This is a genomic window from Shewanella aegiceratis, assembly GCF_019457495.1.
Classification (GTDB): domain Bacteria; phylum Pseudomonadota; class Gammaproteobacteria; order Enterobacterales; family Shewanellaceae; genus Shewanella; species Shewanella loihica.
Genome location: NZ_CP080416.1, coordinates 2208411 through 2225407 on the forward strand (window position 1 = coordinate 2208411; position 16997 = coordinate 2225407).

14 protein-coding genes are annotated in these 16997 nt (G+C 50.9%); 8 read left to right on the forward strand and 6 right to left on the reverse strand.

All coding sequences use genetic code 11. The features are described 5' to 3' along the window. The first annotated feature begins 2 nt into the window (after positions 1-2). Positions 3-434 (forward strand): YciI family protein, encoded by a 432-nt coding sequence (locus K0H80_RS09880; RefSeq protein ID WP_258406222.1) that lies wholly within the window; start codon positions 3-5, stop codon positions 432-434. Between the two features lie 250 nt (positions 435-684). Here K0H80_RS09880 and yfaE read toward each other — a convergent pair whose 3' ends face one another. The 5 genes from yfaE to ubiG form a co-directional block, all read right to left on the reverse strand. Beyond that, positions 685-1065, reverse strand: coding sequence for a class I ribonucleotide reductase maintenance protein YfaE (gene yfaE / locus K0H80_RS09885; protein WP_220073848.1), 381 nt, complete (start codon positions 1063-1065; stop codon positions 685-687). Then, positions 1034-2164 (reverse strand): class Ia ribonucleoside-diphosphate reductase subunit beta, encoded by a 1131-nt coding sequence (gene nrdB / locus K0H80_RS09890; protein WP_220073849.1) that lies wholly within the window; start codon positions 2162-2164, stop codon positions 1034-1036. The genes yfaE and nrdB overlap by 32 nt, the downstream gene beginning before the upstream one ends. A 59-nt stretch (positions 2165-2223) precedes the next feature. Next, on the reverse strand, positions 2224-4512 hold the full coding sequence (nrdA, locus tag K0H80_RS09895; RefSeq protein ID WP_220045152.1) for a class 1a ribonucleoside-diphosphate reductase subunit alpha: 2289 nt from the start codon (positions 4510-4512) through the stop codon (positions 2224-2226). 502 nt (positions 4513-5014) lie between these two features. Next, positions 5015-5734, reverse strand: coding sequence for an HAD family hydrolase (locus tag K0H80_RS09900; RefSeq protein ID WP_220073850.1), 720 nt, complete (start codon positions 5732-5734; stop codon positions 5015-5017). Further along, positions 5727-6515 (reverse strand): bifunctional 2-polyprenyl-6-hydroxyphenol methylase/3-demethylubiquinol 3-O-methyltransferase UbiG, encoded by a 789-nt coding sequence (gene ubiG / locus K0H80_RS09905; protein ID WP_258406223.1) that lies wholly within the window; start codon positions 6513-6515, stop codon positions 5727-5729. Before ubiG ends, K0H80_RS09900 begins: the two co-directional genes overlap by 8 nt. A gap of 253 nt (positions 6516-6768) precedes the next feature. Between ubiG and gyrA the strand changes: the two genes are divergently transcribed. Both gyrA and serC read left to right on the forward strand, forming a co-directional pair. Further along, on the forward strand, positions 6769-9408 hold the full coding sequence (gene gyrA, locus K0H80_RS09910; protein ID WP_220058219.1) for a DNA topoisomerase (ATP-hydrolyzing) subunit A: 2640 nt from the start codon (positions 6769-6771) through the stop codon (positions 9406-9408). Between the two features lie 130 nt (positions 9409-9538). Further along, a complete protein-coding gene (gene serC, locus K0H80_RS09915) occupies positions 9539-10633 on the forward strand; it encodes a 3-phosphoserine/phosphohydroxythreonine transaminase (RefSeq protein WP_220073852.1) in 1095 nt (364 codons plus the stop codon). Positions 10634-10700: 67 nt separating this feature from the next. Here the strand turns inward: serC and K0H80_RS09920 are convergent, their stop codons facing one another. Further along, the gene (locus tag K0H80_RS09920; protein WP_220073853.1) at positions 10701-11891 is read right to left on the reverse strand and encodes an amino acid aminotransferase; all 1191 of its coding nucleotides are present in this window, start codon (positions 11889-11891) and stop codon (positions 10701-10703) included. Between the two features lie 389 nt (positions 11892-12280). Here K0H80_RS09920 and aroA point away from each other — a divergent pair, with 389 nt between their 5' ends. From aroA to K0H80_RS09945, 5 genes are all read left to right on the forward strand, one after another. Continuing rightward, positions 12281-13561, forward strand: a complete 1281-nt coding sequence (gene aroA / locus K0H80_RS09925) for a 3-phosphoshikimate 1-carboxyvinyltransferase (protein WP_220073854.1) — start codon at positions 12281-12283, stop codon at positions 13559-13561. 176 nt (positions 13562-13737) lie between these two features. Continuing rightward, positions 13738-14430: a (d)CMP kinase gene (gene cmk / locus K0H80_RS09930; RefSeq protein WP_220073855.1), complete on the forward strand. Its 693-nt coding sequence runs from the start codon at positions 13738-13740 to the stop codon at positions 14428-14430. A gap of 99 nt (positions 14431-14529) precedes the next feature. Then, a complete protein-coding gene (rpsA, locus tag K0H80_RS09935; RefSeq protein WP_011865752.1) occupies positions 14530-16197 on the forward strand; it encodes a 30S ribosomal protein S1 in 1668 nt (555 codons plus the stop codon). Positions 16198-16269: 72 nt separating this feature from the next. After that, entirely contained in the window at positions 16270-16557 is a 288-nt protein-coding gene (gene ihfB / locus K0H80_RS09940; RefSeq protein ID WP_011865753.1) for an integration host factor subunit beta, read from the forward strand. A 122-nt stretch (positions 16558-16679) separates the two neighbouring features. Then, the gene (locus K0H80_RS09945; protein WP_041407148.1) at positions 16680-16997 is read left to right on the forward strand and encodes a LapA family protein; all 318 of its coding nucleotides are present in this window, start codon (positions 16680-16682) and stop codon (positions 16995-16997) included.

Genomic DNA, 16997 nt, shown 5'->3' on the forward strand with positions numbered 1-16997 from the left:
TGATGGGCGTAGTAGCGGCACTGGTGGTGAGTTTGCCTCTTAGCGCGGAAAGCTATGATGCCGAGCTCGCGGCAAGAGTCGGCGCCGATGACTATGGTATGAAGCGTTACGTGATGGCCATGCTCAAGAGTGGCCCTAATCGCAGCCAATCCGAAGAAGAGGCAGAGCGGCTGCAGCGCGCACACCTGGATAATATCGGCCGACTGGCCGAGGAGGGTAAACTGGTGCTGGCAGGGCCTTTCTTGGAAGAAGGGGCGTTAAGAGGCATCTATATCTTTAACGTCACCAGTGTCGAGGAGGCCAAGGCGTTAACAGAGTCCGATCCCGCCATTAAGGCCGGACGCCTGGTGATGGAGCTGCATCCCTGGTATGGCAGCGCCGCCCTGATGGAGGTGAACCGACTACACCATAAGCTGGCGAAGAAGGCGATCTAACAGATTATCTCGCGAATCTGACCTGTGTATCAGTCAGCTTTTCTGTTTAATGCTTCTGTTTGAGACAAGTTTCTGGTTAATCTGCAAAGGAATGCCAGAATTTAATCAGAGTTTTGCCATGGATTTTGCTTGGGATTAGCTTGGAGATTGACTGTTTTCGCCAAAGGCAAGTTTAGGCCATGTTTGAGGCGAGATTTGGTTTAAACCTAGTTAGGCCTAGTTTCAGGTCAGGCTTAGTTCCAGTAGCGCACTATTCGGCGGTGCAGGCAACAGGCTCAGATGTATGAGTCGATACCACCTCGGCACCTTGGGCAGAAAGTGCCAGGTCGAGATCGCCGTCGGGATGACAGCAGCAGGGCAGACACTCATCGGCTTCCAGTTCGACCAGTGGCTCCGTGTGGTAGACGACGCTACCGCGATTAATCTTGGTCTTGCAGGCACCACAAAAGCCGTTACGACACTCAGAGAAGATACGAACCTTCTTCTGCTCGAGTGCCGCTAACAGGCTCTGGTGGTTACTGGTATAGAGAAGTACAGGCTGTCCATGAAGGCTCACGATCGGAGCCTTCTTAAAAACAGCCTGACTAAAGACCGCCTTGTTAGAGATCAAAGTCGGCAAACTCACTCTCATCCACAGACGCGTCAATTTGACCAACCAGGTAAGAAGACACCTCAACTTCCTGCGGCGCAACCTGTACCGAATCACTCTCGAGCCAGTTCTTCATCCACGGCAGCGGGTTACTCTGGTCGGCATAAGGGCTTACCAGGTTAACCGACTTCATACGCTCGTTGGTGATGTACTCGACATATTGGCAGAGGATCTGCTCGTTCAGGCCGATCATAGAGCCATCTTTGAACAGGTACTTGGCCCACTCTTTCTCTTGCTCTGCAGCCTTAACGAAGATGTCGATCGCCGTCTGTTCGCACTCTTTGGCGATCTCGGCCATCTCTGGGTCATCCTTGCCACCTTGCATCAGCTTAAGGATATGCTGAGTGCTGTTTAGGTGTAGTGCTTCATCTCGGGCGATTAGGCGGATGATCTTGGCGTTACCTTCCATCAGCTTGCGCTCGGCGAAGGCAAATGAACAGGCGAAGCTGACGTAGAAGCGGATCGCCTCGAGCACGTTAACCGACATCATACACAGGTAGAGGGCTTTCTTGATCGCGCGGGTGGTGACTTCTACCGTCTTGCCGTTGATCTCGTGGGTGCCTTCACCCATGAGGTGATAGGTCTGGCTCAGCTCGATCAGGTTATCGTAGTAATCGGCGATATCGCTGGCGCGCTTGAGGATCTCTTCGTTCTGTACGATATCGTCAAATACCACTGAAGGATCGTTAACGATATTACGAATGATGTGGGTGTAAGAGCGTGAGTGAATCGTCTCAGAGAAAGACCAGGTCTCGATCCAGGTCTCAAGTTCCGGCAGCGACACCAGCGGCAGGAAGGCGACGTTTGGCGAGCGGCCTTGAATTGAGTCCAGCAGTGTCTGGTACTTGAGGTTAGAGATGAAGATGTGCTTCTCGTGATCCGGCAGCGCCGCGTAGTCGATCTTGTCTTTGCTGACGTCGACTTCTTCTGGACGCCAGAAGAAGGAGAGTTGCTTCTCGATCAGTTTCTCGAACACTTCATATTTTTGAACATCATAACGGGCAACGTTAACCGATTGGCCGAGGAACATAGGTTCCAGCAGGGCATTGTTAGGTGTTTGACAAAATGTTGAATAGGCCATTTTTCTATCTTCCGATAAAGGGGGCAAAGCCCCCTGATAAAAGGTTAAAACACGTAGAGTTAGATCTTACATGCGCCGCCTGCGCAGCTATCGTCTTCTTTCTCAATGGAGGTGATATCGTCATATTTGTCTGACGCACCGTCACGCGTGTTGTGATAGTAAAGTGTCTTCACACCGTATTTGTATGCGGTCAACAGGTCTTTCAGCAGCACCTGCATAGGTACCTTGGCGCCTGGGAAGCGGCTTGGGTCATAGTTGGTGTTGGCCGAGATAGATTGGTCAACAAATTTCTGCATCAAACCGACCAGCTGCAGGTAACCTTCGTTGCCTGGCATCTGCCACAGCAGCTCATAGCTGTACTGGTACTTCTCAAAATCAGGGACCACCTGCTTGAGCTGACCATCCTTACTCGCTTTAACGCTGATCAGGCCTCGCGGTGGCTCGATACCGTTAGTCGCGTTAGAGATCTGCGATGAGGTCTCAGATGGCATCAGGGCAGACAGGGTCGAGTTACGCAGGCCGTGAGTCTTGATCTCCTCACGCAGGGTTTCCCAATCCATGTGTAGTGGCTCGTCACAGATCTTATCGAGGTCACGCTTGTAGGTATCGATAGGCAGGATACCCTTAGCGTAATTGGTCTCGTGGAAGGCAGGGCAGGCGCCTTGCTCTTTCGCCAGATTCATCGAGGCCTTGAGCAGATAGTACTGGATCGCTTCGAAGGTCTTGTGGGTGATGCCGTTGGCGCTGCCGTCTGAGTAACGCACACCTTCTTTAGCCAGGTAGTTGGCAAAGTTGATCACGCCTATACCCAAGGTACGACGGTTCATCGAGCCCTTATGTGCCGAGACGATAGGGTAGTCCTGATAGTCGAGTAGACTATCGAGCGCGCGCACGGCCAAATCTGCCAGGCTTTCCAGCTCATCAAGTTTCTTGATGGCACCCAGGTTCAACGCAGATAGGGTACACAGGGCGATCTCACCATCGGGATCGTCGATGTTGTTCAGCGGCTTGGTCGGCAATGCGATCTCAAGGCACAGGTTAGACTGACGTACAGGGGCAACCTTAGCGTCAAACGGGCTGTGGGTATTACAGTGATCGACGTTCTGGATATAGATACGACCGGTAGAGGCACGCTCCTGCATCATCAGGGAGAACAGCTCGACCGCCTTGATCTGCTTCTTACGTATGCTCTCATCCTGCTCATACTTCACATACAGACGCTCGAACTCTGCCTGATCTTCGAAGAAGGCATCGTACAGACCTGGGACGTCTGATGGACTGAATAGCGTGATCATGCCGCCCTGGATAAGGCGCTGATACATCAGCTTGTTCAGCTGCACGCCGTAGTCGAGGTGACGAATACGGTTATCTTCGACGCCGCGGTTGTTCTTAAGCACCAGCAGAGACTCAACCTCCAGGTGCCACATAGGGTAGAAGAGGGTCGCCGCACCGCCGCGTACGCCGCCTTGAGAGCAAGACTTCACCGCTGTCTGGAAATACTTATAGAAAGGCAGACAACCTGTGTGGAATGCCTCGCCGCCGCGAATTGGGCTACCCAGCGCGCGAATACGACCTGCGTTGACCCCGATACCTGCACGTTGCGACACATACTTCACGATAGACGAAGCGGTCGCATTGATTGAGTCTAAGCTGTCGCCACACTCGATCAGCACGCAAGAGCTGAACTGACGTGTCGGTGTACGCACACCTGACATGATAGGTGTCGGTAGCGAGATCTTAAAGGTCGAGGTCGCGTCATAGAAATCTTTAACGTACTGAAGACGCGTCTCTCTCGGGTAGTTGGCGAACAGACAAGCCGCTACCAGAATATAGAGGAACTGCGCACTTTCGTAGACTTCGTGAGTCACACGGTTTTGAACCAGGTACTTACCTTCTAACTGCTTAACCGCGGCATAAGAGAAGTTCATGTCGCGCCAGTGGTCGATATAGCTGTCGAGCGTGTCTAACTCCTCGCGGCTATAGTCGTTCAGAATATGCGTGTCATATTTACCCAGCTCAACCAACTTCACCACATGGTCGTACAGCGAAGGCGGCTCAAACTGACCGAAGGCTTTCTTACGCAGGTGGAAGATGGCCAGACGTGCAGAGAGGAACTGGTAGTCTGGTGACTCTGGCGAGATAAGGTCGGCAGCGGCCTTAATAATGGTTTCGTGGATCGCTTCAGTTGGGATTCCATCATAGAACTGAAGGTGTGAACGTAATTCGACTTCCGATACTGAGACGTTATTCAGTCCTTTGGCCGCCCAAGTGATCACTCGGTGGATCTTATCGAGATCGATGGTTTCACGTTCGCCACTGCGCTTCGTGACTTGCATATTGCTGTTCATTGAAGATAAGCCTTGAATTAAATATCGCTGGGAGGGGAAAACTCCGCCCTACGTTTCCATGTAAAAACAATCGAAGATGTAAAAAAAGTACCTGAGCACTACTGCAGTTCTAGTGGCTTCGACCGCCGCCCATACACAAGATATGGTGTTTTTTCTTTTATAGGATACAAGATAGTGAGGTTGGTGGGATATTGCAAGCGGGTTTTTAGGGGACAAGTTGTGGATATCTTGGGGGTAAACCAAAGGGTTAGTAACGGCTTACCTTTAACCCTTGTTTTCAATTACGATAGCACCGGCGGGTCAAGTTTTAGGCGACTGATTCGCCCTATCATGAAAGCTAAAATATTGGCCAGATCCTCGCGATCTTTTTGCGTCGAAAAAGGATCGCGATCTCAGCTTCGACGACTTTTTACTGATGTGTCACACGCCCTAGCTCCAGAGCACGTGATGCATCTCATTTAATTGTGACTTAACCGTGACTTATGCACGACTTAACCGCCACTTAGCCCTGTCTTAGGAGTTCAAGCACGGATACCGGGGTGTCGAAGCCAAAGTCGTGAGGCCAGAGGTGCGCCTGATCATTGTTTCCAATATAACCCCAATGGGCGATGCCCCCCAGCATGTCGCTATTGCGAGCCGCCTCTAGGTCACGTTTGGCATCGCCTAGGTAGAGAATTCCTTGGCAGCTGACGCCAATTTGCGACGCTGCCAGACGCATGGGCGCAGGATGGGGTTTACTCTGAGTGGTGGAGTCGCCGCTGATGATGGCCGGCATCTTGTTGGCTAACGCGAGTCTGTGCAGCAAAGGCCTCGCGAAACGCGCCGCCTTGTTGGTGACCACCCCGAAGGGGATCTGCTGGCCGCTGAGGTGCTCGAGCAGGGCACTCATGCCATCGAAAAGCTTAGCCTCTTGGCCGTTAACATTATGGTAGTGCTCAAGCAGCGCCTGCTGGATGGCCGCTTTTTCCTCATCATTAAGATGAGGCTGGGCGGCGTTAACTAATGCCAGGCTGCCATGGGAAGCCGCATAGCGAATATCTTCCAGATGTTGGCTCGGCAGCCCAAAGTCTTTTAGCGCCAGATTGAGCGCCAGCACGAGATCCGGCGCCGTATCGACCAGGGTGCCATCGAGATCAAACAGCACACCTTTTATTGGCCTAGTAGCAGTGCGCTTACCATCAATCGTTTCAGCGTTAGCACCAGGCAGGGTTTGATCAGTCATCCTGCTTAACCGTGGCGATCATATAGTTGACATCTAGCGACTTGGTGTAGCGGAAGATCTCCGTCAGCGGATTGTAGGTGATGCCGGTCGCATCGACGCACTCGAGATCGACCGCATCCGCCATGCCAATAAGTTCGGCAGGCTTGATGTACTTCTTATGATCGTGAGTGCCTACCGGTAGCATCTTAAGCAGGTACTCGGCGCCAATCACTGTCTCTACATAGGCTCTGATGTTGCGGTTAATGGTCGAGAAGAACACATAGCCGCCAGGCTTAACCATGTCGCTACAGGCCTTGATAACAGAGGCAGGGTCGGGCACATGCTCGAGCATCTCCATGCAGGTGACCACATCATACTGGCTCTGATGACTGTCTCTGTGATGCTCCGCCGTGTCCTGGATATAGTTTATCTCAACCCCCATCTCTAAGGCGTGAAGTTTCGCGACATCGAGGGGCTCGGCGCCCATGTCCAAACCATCTACTTTGGCGCCAAGACGTGCCATGCTCTCAGAGAGAATACCGCCGCCGCAGCCGACATCTAGCACACGCTTACCAAACAGACCGCCAACGGCTTGATCGATATAGTTGAGTCTCAGGGGATTGAGCTTATGGATGGGTTTAAATTCTCCTTCGGGGTCCCACCAAGTGGCAGCCATCTTCTCAAACTTAGCGATTTCTTGTGGATCGACATTGGCATTATTAGTCTCAGAAAAATTTGTCTCAGAAAGGTTAGACACGGAGAGTCCTCTGAAGGGAATAAATGATGTAGCTATTATACCCATCGCCTTAGATAAACAAAGGAGAACCCGGCGAAAATGTCTGCTTTGTCATCAGATTGCTGTTAAAGCGCTCATCTTGGTCAAAACGAGGCGGGGTTTTGGGTCGTAAACAGATATTTGGCGTGAAATTTCAATAGGGTCTAGCGCCTTTAAATATCTGTGTTAGAATGCCAAATCACGTTTTCAGGCTTGGTAAAATATTGCCTGGTTTTTAAGCAGTATTTTGTCGGCTAAATTTCAAGGGATCGAGCAGTTTATGACTGATCTGGCTTCATCTATAACACCAATTAATATTGAAGACGAATTAAAGAATTCATATTTGGATTACGCCATGAGCGTGATCGTTGGCCGTGCGTTACCCGATGTACGTGACGGTCTAAAGCCGGTTCATCGCCGCGTATTATTCGCGATGAACGAGTTGAAGAACGATTGGAACAAACCTTATAAGAAGTCGGCGCGTGTCGTCGGTGACGTTATCGGTAAATATCACCCACACGGTGACTCTGCGGTTTACGACACCATCGTTCGTATGGCGCAGCCTTTCTCTATGCGCTACACCTTGGTCGATGGTCAGGGTAACTTTGGTTCGGTCGATGGCGACGCTGCGGCGGCCATGCGTTATACCGAAATTCGTATGGACAAGCTGGCGCATCAACTGCTGGCTGACCTAGAGAAAGAAACCGTCGACTACGTACCTAACTATGATGGTACAGAGCAGATCCCAGCGGTACTGCCAACCCGTATTCCGGCCCTGCTGGTAAACGGTTCATCGGGCATCGCCGTAGGTATGGCGACCAACATTCCTCCTCACAACCTGTCAGAAGTGATCTCCGGCTGTTTGGCACTGATCGATGAGCCAAGTCTCTCTATCGAGCAGTTGATGGAACATATTCCAGGGCCAGACTTCCCAACGGCGGCGATCGTCAACGGCCGTAAGGGTATCGAAGATGCCTATAAGACGGGTCGTGGTAAGGCGGTCATGCGTGCCCGCGCAACCGTTGAGACTGAAGACAACGGTCGTGAGCGCATTATCGTTACCGAGATCCCTTATCAGGTAAACAAGGCACGTCTGATCGAAAAGATCGCCGAGCTGGTAAAAGATAAGAAGATCGAAGGCATCAGCGGCCTGCGCGACGAGTCAGACAAAGACGGTATGCGTATCGTTATCGAAGTAAAACGCGGCGAAGTGGGTGAGGTGATCCTTAACAACCTCTACGCCCAGACTCAGCTGCAGACCTCTTTTGGTATCAACATGGTGGCCCTGACCAATGGTCAGCCTAAGCTGTTTAACCTTAAAGAGATGCTCGAGTGCTTCATCCTTCACCGTCGTGAAGTGGTGACCCGTCGTACCGTATTCGAACTGCGTAAGGCACGCGAACGTGCTCATATTCTTGAAGCACTGGCGATTGCTCTTGCTAACATCGACCCTATCATCGCACTGATCAAGGCATCGCCAACACCGGCCGAAGCCAAGACTAAGCTGGTTTCTCAAGGCTGGGCCCTTGGCAATGTACAAGGTATGCTGGAGAAGGCAGGTGATGATGCGGCGCGTCCTGAGTGGTTGTCAGCAGAGTTCGGTATTCGTGATGGTCTCTACTACCTGACCGAGCAACAGGCTCAGGCGATTCTGGATCTGCGTCTGCACAAGCTGACCGGTCTGGAACATGAGAAGATCCTAAGCGAATATGAAGAGCTACTCGAGCTAATCGCAGCCCTGCTATATATCCTCCGCAGCCCTGAGCGTCTGATGGAAGTGATCAAAGAAGAGCTTCAGGAAGTGCTTGAAGTATTTGGCGATGAGCGTCGCACCGAGCTTAATGCCTCTGCGGTCGACATCAGCCTTGAAGATCTGATCAACGAAGAAGATGTAGTAGTGACCCTGTCGCATCTGGGTTACGCCAAGTATCAGCCTTTGAGCGATTACCAGGCCCAGCGCCGTGGTGGTAAAGGTAAGGCCGCGACTAAGGTGAAAGATGAAGATTTCGTCGAGAAACTGCTGGTCGCCAACACCCACGATACCATCTTGTGTTTCTCTGACTTTGGTAAGATGTACTGGCTCAAGGTGTACCAGCTGCCGCTGGCAAGTCGTCAGGCCCGTGGTCGTCCTATCATCAACTTGCTGCCGCTGGCGGAAGGTGAGCGCATCACCGCTATCTTGCCGGTGCGTGAATATGACGCCGACAAGTATGTGATCATGGCGACCTCTCACGGCACCGTGAAGAAGACCTCGTTGGATCAATACTCTCGCCCAAGAGCTAACGGTATCATCGCCGTTAACCTGAAAGATGGCGACCAGCTGATCGGCGTCGACATCACTAACGGTGACAACGAGGTGATGCTCTTCTCCAACGAAGGTAAGGTCGTTCGCTTTAGCGAAGATCAGGTTCGTGGCATGGGCCGTACCGCAACAGGTGTTCGCGGTATCAAGCTCGAAGATGGCCAGAGCGTGGTCTCACTCATCGTACCTAAGAACGACGGGGCCATCCTGACCGTTACCGAGAATGGTTATGGTAAGCGTACCGAGTTGGATGAATACCCAGCTAAGAGCCGCGCGACCAAGGGGGTAGTATCGATCAAGGTGAGCGAGCGTAATGGCGCTGTCGTCGGAGCGGTACAAGTACTCGAAAACGACGAGATCATGTTGATCAGCGATAAGGGTACCTTGGTTCGTACACCGGCATCTGGCGTATCAACCATAGGCCGCAATACTCAAGGTGTGACCATTATCCGTACGGCAACCGACGAAACGGTCGTTGGGCTACAGCGTATCGATGAGATCCAGGATGAACAGGAGTTTGACGAAGAGGGCAACCCTATCATCACTGATACTGTCGATGAGCAGCAAGTCGAAGGCGAAGCGCCCGAGGCCGAGCCAGACGTTGAGCCAAACGAATAACGTTTAACGAAATTAACGGGCGTCCTTATGGACGCTCGTTTTGTTTCGGCAAGTGAAACCCGATAATAAAATACGCCAATGGCATTTAATCTGACGCAACACAGTTGAAAGAAGAGCAAAGGAGAAAGCAGTGAGCGCGACATATAATTTCTGTGCAGGGCCGGCCATGTTACCTCAGCCCGTGATGCAAAAAGCACAAGAGGAGTTATTGGATTGGAACGGGCAGGGTGTCTCCGTAATGGAGATCAGCCATCGTAGTAAAGAGTTTATCGCGCTTACCGAGCAGGCCGAGGCCGACATCAGAGATTTGATGAATATTCCCAGCAACTACCATGTGCTCTTTATGCATGGTGGCGGCCGCGGACAGTTCGCCGCAGTTGTGAATAATTTTTTGGGTCAACAGGGTAAGGCCCTCTATCTGGTCGATGGCAGCTGGTCATCTGCGGCGGTTGAAGAAGCCAAGAAACTCGCCGGTGACGCGCAGATAGATACGTTAAACATTGTTGAAAAAGTCAATGGTATCAGCCGCATTGTCGTGCCAGATCTTAACGAGATCAAACAAGATTATCGTTACCTGCACTATTGCCCAAATGAGACGGTAGATGGCATCGAAATTTTTGAAGAGATTAATTCACCTTGGCCGATCGTTGCCGACATGTCTTCAAACATCATGTCGCGCGAGATAGATGTCAGCCGTTATGGACTCATCTATGCTGGTGCGCAGAAGAATATCGGACCATCGGGCTTAAGCATCGTCATCGTTCGCGACGACTTACTTGCGTATCCGCAGCTCACCCAGGCATCTATCATGGACTATCGCCTGGCGGTAAAACATGACTCCATGTTCAACACGCCGCCGACCTTCGCCTGGTATCTGGCCGCCGAAGTCTTCAAATGGCTCAAGGCGCAGGGTGGGGTGGCAGAGGTTGCCAAGGTCAATGATCGTAAGGCCGAGACGCTCTATGCCTATATCGACAGCGGCGATTTCTATGAAAACCGCGTCGCAGTTGCTAACCGATCGAAAATGAACGTAACCTTCTATCTGAAAGATGAGTCGTTGAACGAGGCATTTTTAGCCGAGGCTAAGGCCGCAGGCTTAGTGGCGCTAAAGGGTCATCGCAGTGTCGGCGGTATGCGCGCCAGCCTCTACAATGCCATGCCATTAGTGGGTGTTGAGGCTTTGGTGAGCTTCATGAAAGCCTTCGCCGAAAAACACGCGGCTTAGCTTTAAAAAAACATCAAAACATAAAGGGGACCAGATGGTCCCCTTTTTTATGAGTTTTCAGGCTGTATTACAGCACCTTGGCGATAGACTCCGCCAGATAGTCCACATTACCTTCGCCAATACCAGCGATGCTGATGCGGCTCGAATCGACCATATAGATGCTGTGATCCGCCTGAAGCTTAGCGACTTGCTCTGGGGTAACGCCGAGGAAGGAGAACATGCCTTTTTGCTTGGCGATAAAGCTAAAGTCTCGGGTGACACCTTTTTCGATCAGCTTATTGACCAGCATGGCGCGGTTGCCGTTGATGCGATCGCGCATGATCTTCAACTCATCTAGCCATTGCTGCTTAAGCTCGCTCGATCCCAGAATCGTCTCGACGATGGCGGCGCCATGAGCCGGCGGCATAGAGTAGATGCAGCGCACCACATAGAGCAGCACCGAATAGGCTACATTGGCCGAATGGCTATCTTTGCCGACGATAGAACAGGCGCCGATACGCTCACGATAGAGGCCGAAGTTTTTCGAGCAAGAGCTACACAGGATCATGTCATCGACGTTAGCGGCCATCTGGCGCACGCCGTAGGCATCTTCATCGACACCATCGCCAAAGCCTTGGTAGGCCATGTCTATAAGCGGCGTGAACCCCTGTTGCTTGGTCAGCGCGATCACCTGATCCCACTGCTCGTTAGTGAGGTCCATGCCGCTTGGGTTGTGACAGCAGGCGTGGAACAAGACCACATCGTCGGCGCCAATCTGGGAAAGGGCTGCCAGCATCTCATCAAATTTCAGAGTCTTGTTCTGATAGTCATAGTAAGGGTAGGTCTTAACCTTAATACCGGCCGCCTCAAACAGACCCGTGTGGTTGGCCCAGGTAGGATCGCTTACCCAGATCACGCTATTAGGGTTAACACGCTTGATGAAATCTGCCGCGACGCGAAGGGCGCCCGTACCGCCCGGAGTCGATACTGTACGAATGCGATCGGCTAGCAGTGCTGGGTTGTCCTGGCCAAAAGCCAGTTCTCCCATCAGCTGGTTAAAGGCAGGAGAACCTGTTGGGCCAATGTAAACTTTGGTTGCCTCTGTGTCGATACGGTGCTGCTCGGCGCGTTTGACACAGGCTAAAATCGGGGTGTTTCCCGCTTCATCCTTGTATACACCTACGCCCAGATCCACCTTATTTGCATGGGGATCTTCACGGAATTTTGTCATTAGCCCTAGGATAGGATCGGCGGGCATAGGGGAAAGATTCTCGAACATGGCTCCAACTACCTTATGTCTTGTTATAGGCCCTAAATGGCCTTCGCTGTGCGTGGCCTTAGGATAAACTAATTTTGCGCGGAATTTACAGCGCAATGCGCGATTTTATCGAAACTTAAATTTGGCAAATTTTCATGCCAGTGGCGGGAGACGGGTCTATTTCTGGTGATTTTTTGTGGGCATGCAAAGTGCTAAGAAAGAAAATTACTCATTAAAGGCCATAAATCGTAAAAAAGGGTTGAATAGTCCGCCTCAATCAGTAATTTTATAACCACGAGGCTCAGGTCTATTGAGCAGATAGCCATTTTGTCGTGATGGCAAGTTTTTAGTATCTAACAGTATCAATAATCCGCGGTCAATTCTGGCTGCAACCAATTAAGAAGTGATTAATGAAACAACTACGACTCGATCCCATATCTAAGGTTCATGGTACCGTGAATATTCCCGGTTCTAAGAGTATCTCTAACCGCGCTCTGTTATTGGCGACCTTAGCTGAAGGGAAAACCCGACTGACCAATCTGCTCGATTCTGACGACATTCGTCACATGCTTACTGCCCTCAAGCAGCTCGGGGTTAATTATCAATTATCTGACAATAACCGGGTTTGCGAACTCGAAGGGCTGGGCGGCGTAATTAATAGCGACACAGCCCAGACGCTGTTTCTCGGTAATGCCGGTACGGCGATGCGCCCCTTATGTGCGGCGCTGACCTTAGGCTGCGGCGAGTTTACCTTAACCGGTGAGCCGCGAATGGAGGAGCGTCCCATTGGTGACCTGGTCGATGCCCTTAACGCACTTGGCGCCGACATCCGATACTTGAAACAGCCTGGCTTTCCGCCACTGACGATTAATGCGACCGGACTCAATGGCGGCGATGTTGAGATCGCTGGCGACTTGTCTAGCCAGTTTTTAACCGCGCTGCTGATGGTGACGCCACTTGCCAAGGCCCAGGTGAATATCAAGATTAAAGGCGAGCTGGTCTCCAAACCTTATATCGATATCACAATCGCGTTGATGGCGCAGTTTGGCGTGACGGTTATTAATCACGACTATCAGCGCTTCGAGATCCCTGCAGGCCAGAAATATGTCTCCCCCGGCACTGTGCTGGTCGAAGGCGACGCCTCATCGGCCTCATACTTCCTGGCGGCGGGAGCCATCCGGGGCGGCGAGGTTAAGGTCACCGGCGTTGGGCTGAAAAGCATTCAAGGGGATGTTAAATTTGCCGACGTGCTCGAAGCCATGGGCGCAGAGATAGAGTGGGGGGACGATTACATCATCGCCAGAAGTGCGCCGCTACATGGGGTGGATCTCGACATGAACCATATCCCGGATGCTGCCATGACCATAGCGACCGCGGCGCTGTTCGCCACAGGCACCACGACGCTGCGTAATATCTACAACTGGCGTATCAAGGAGACGGACCGTCTCGCTGCCATGGCTACCGAGCTACGTAAAGTTGGCGCCGAGGTAGAAGAGGGCCATGATTATATTCGCGTCACGGCGCCGGCTCAGTTAAATACGGCCGATATCGATACCTATAACGATCATCGCATGGCCATGTGTTTCTCGCTGATGGCCTTTGCCGATTGTGGCATTACCATCAACGATCCCGATTGTACCTCCAAGACCTTCCCCGACTACTTCGCCCAGTTTGCGGCACTTGCCCAGTAGACGCAGTCTCTCATCGCGGGTCAAGGCTTTTGACCCGCGATAATAAGTGATCCAATTATGTTAATTCGTAACTTTTTGCCGCTTTATGATTGCTTTTAGTTTATAATGCGCGCGCAGTTTTTTCGTGGACGACATTCAGGATCTTTAGGGAAGATAGATTTAATTTGGAGAATCATATGTCACAACGGGCTCCCATCGTCACTATTGACGGCCCAAGCGGTGCAGGTAAAGGCACTATTAGTCAGATACTTGCTTCGCGTTTAGGATGGAAGCTGCTTGATAGCGGTGCCATATATCGTGTCTTGGCCCTCGCGGCAATTCACCACAACGTCGAGTTAGATAACGAAGCCTCGCTGGCCCTGTTAGCCGCGCATTTAGATGTGCAATTCATTACGGCTAATGGCAACGGCATTAAAGTGGTCCTGGAAGGCGAGGATGTATCCCACGCTATCCGTAGCCAAGAGTGCTCTAATGCAGCCTCAAAAGTCGCGGCTTTCCCTCGCGTACGTGAGGCGCTTCTTCGTCGTCAGCGCGCCTTTGCCGAGACGCCAGGTTTGATTGCCGATGGTCGCGACATGGGCACGGTCGTTTTTCCCACAACTCCAGCTAAACTTTATTTAACCGCGTCAGCTGAGGAAAGGGCCCAAAGGCGCTATAATCAGTTGCAGGACAAGGGCTTCGATGTTAATATCGACCGTCTTTTGGCCGAGGTCGTTGAACGCGATGAGCGTGATATGAATCGCCCGGTCGCTCCTCTGGTTCCTGCCGAGGATGCGCTGGTGATAGATACGACTGGCATAGGCATTGATGAAGTAGTTGAGCTTGCGCTCTCTCACATCAAAGAAAAATTACCTGATCTTGTTCTCTAGGGGGCAGGGTCGTTACGATTTGTCACATGGATGCGACAAATGATTAATCTGACTCCACGTCTAGGATGGGCCGTGGTTTATTACTTAAAGTAAATTAACATGACTGAATCTTTTGCTGATCTATTTGAACAATCCCTTCAACAACTTGAGTTCCGTCCAGGTTCTATCGTTCGTGGTACTGTAGTATCAATCCAGAACGGTATGGTACTGGTTGACGCTGGCCTTAAGTCTGAAAGCCCAATCCCAGCTGACCAATTCAAAAACGCTCAAGGCGTTCTAGAAATCGCTGTTGGTGATGAAGTTGACGTAGCCCTTGACTCTGTTGAAGATGGTTTCGGTGAAACTCAACTTTCTCGTGAGAAAGCTAAGCGCCACGAAGCTTGGATCGTTCTAGAAAAAGCTTACGAAGATGCTGAAACTGTAATCGGTGTCATCAATGGTAAGGTTAAAGGCGGTTTCACCGTTGAACTAAACGGTATCCGTGCATTCCTACCAGGTTCTCTAGTTGACGTTCGCCCAGTTCGCGACACTGCTCACCTAGAAAACAAAGAACTAGAATTCAAGGTTATCAAGCTAGACCAGAAGCGTAACAACGTTGTTGTTTCTCGTCGTGCTGTTATCGAATCTGAAAGCAGTGCAGAGCGTGATGCGCTACTTGAAAACCTACAAGAAGGTCAAGCCGTTAAGGGTATCGTTAAGAACCTGACTGACTACGGTGCATTCGTTGACCTAGGTGGCGTTGACGGTCTTCTACATATCACAGATATGGCTTGGAAGCGCGTTAAGCACCCATCTGAAATCGTAAACGTTGGTGACGAAATCAACGTTAAAGTACTTAAGTACGATCGTGAGCGCACTCGTGTTTCACTAGGTCTTAAGCAACTTGGCGAAGACCCATGGTTAGAAATCAGCAAGCGCTACCCAGAAAACACTAAGTTGACTGGTCGCGTAACTAACCTAACTGACTACGGCTGCTTCGTTGAAATCGAAGAAGGCGTTGAAGGTCTGGTACACGTTTCTGAAATGGATTGGACTAACAAGAACATCCACCCATCTAAGGTTGTTAACCTAGGTGATGAAGTTGAAGTTCTAGTTCTGGACATCGATGAAGAGCGTCGTCGTATTTCTCTAGGTCTGAAGCAATGCAAGACTAACCCATGGGATGATTTCGCAGAGCGTTACGCGAAAGGCGACAAGGTTACTGGTAAGATCAAGTCTATCACTGACTTCGGTATCTTCATCGGTCTAGACGGCGGCATCGACGGTCTGGTTCACCTGTCTGACATTTCTTGGAACGGTACTGGCGAAGAAGCCGTATCTGACTACAAGAAAGGCGACGAAATCAGCGCAGTTGTACTGTCAGTTGACCCAGAGCGTGAGCGTATCAGCCTAGGCGTTAAGCAGACTGAAGACGATCCATTCAACGCTTATCTTGCAGATAAGAAGAAAGGTGCTATCGTAACTGGTACTGTTACTGCAGTAGACGCGAAAGGCGTTACTATCGAGTTGGCTGAAACTGTAGAAGGTTACCTACGTGTTTCTGACATCTCTCGTGAGCGCATCGAAGATGCATCTACTGTATACTCAGTAGGTGACACTGTTGAATCTAAGTTCATGGGTGTTGATCGCAAGAACCGTTCTATCAGCCTGTCTATCCGCGCGAAAGACGAAGCTGATGAGAAGGAAGCGATGGCTAACTTGAACAAGCAAGATGACGTTGCTATGAGCAATGCCATGGCTGAAGCGTTCAAAGCGGCTCGCAAATAATTCGCCTGAAGTTCGGGGATGGTAACATCCCCGCTAGGTGACTGTGTTTGGCTTGATTATAGAGGGTACAGGATGACTAAATCCGAACTGATCGAAAAACTTGCCACTAGGCAGTCGCAGCTGTCGGCAAAAGAAGTAGAAAGCGCTATTAAAGAGATGTTGGAGCAGATGGCAACGACATTGGAAGGCGGTGACCGTATCGAGATCCGTGGCTTTGGTAGTTTTTCCCTTCATTATCGTGCACCACGTACAGGCCGTAATCCTAAGACTGGCACTTCAGTTGAACTGGAAGGCAAGTATGTACCGCACTTTAAGCCTGGCAAAGAACTGCGTGAGCGCGTTGATGCTATCAACTCGTAAATGACATTGTTTTAAAAGCCTCCGAAAGGAGGTTTTTTTATGCCTAAATTCTAGGTATGGCTAGCTAGTTCGCTAAATTTCTTGGATAATCAACCCACCACCACGGGTTTATGGAGAGTAACGTGAAGTCATTTATCGCGACCGTGCTTGTCGCCCTGTTTTTCGTCTTGGCTTTATTGTTTGGTGCACGCAATGAACAGCTGGTGACCATCAGTTATTTTGTCGCTCAGGGTGAATATCGACTGCCTGTCGTGCTCGGCGTGGTGTTTCTAGCAGGCTTCCTGGTTAGCTGGCTGTTTGCCATCTACCATATTACTAAGGTAAGGCTGCAACTGCGCAAGGCCAACAAGAAGTTAGAGCAGTTAGAAGCCAAGTTACCGGTTGAGATACTCCCACCATCTACCCAAATCGAACATCAAGCGAAGGAAGTAAACGCTTAA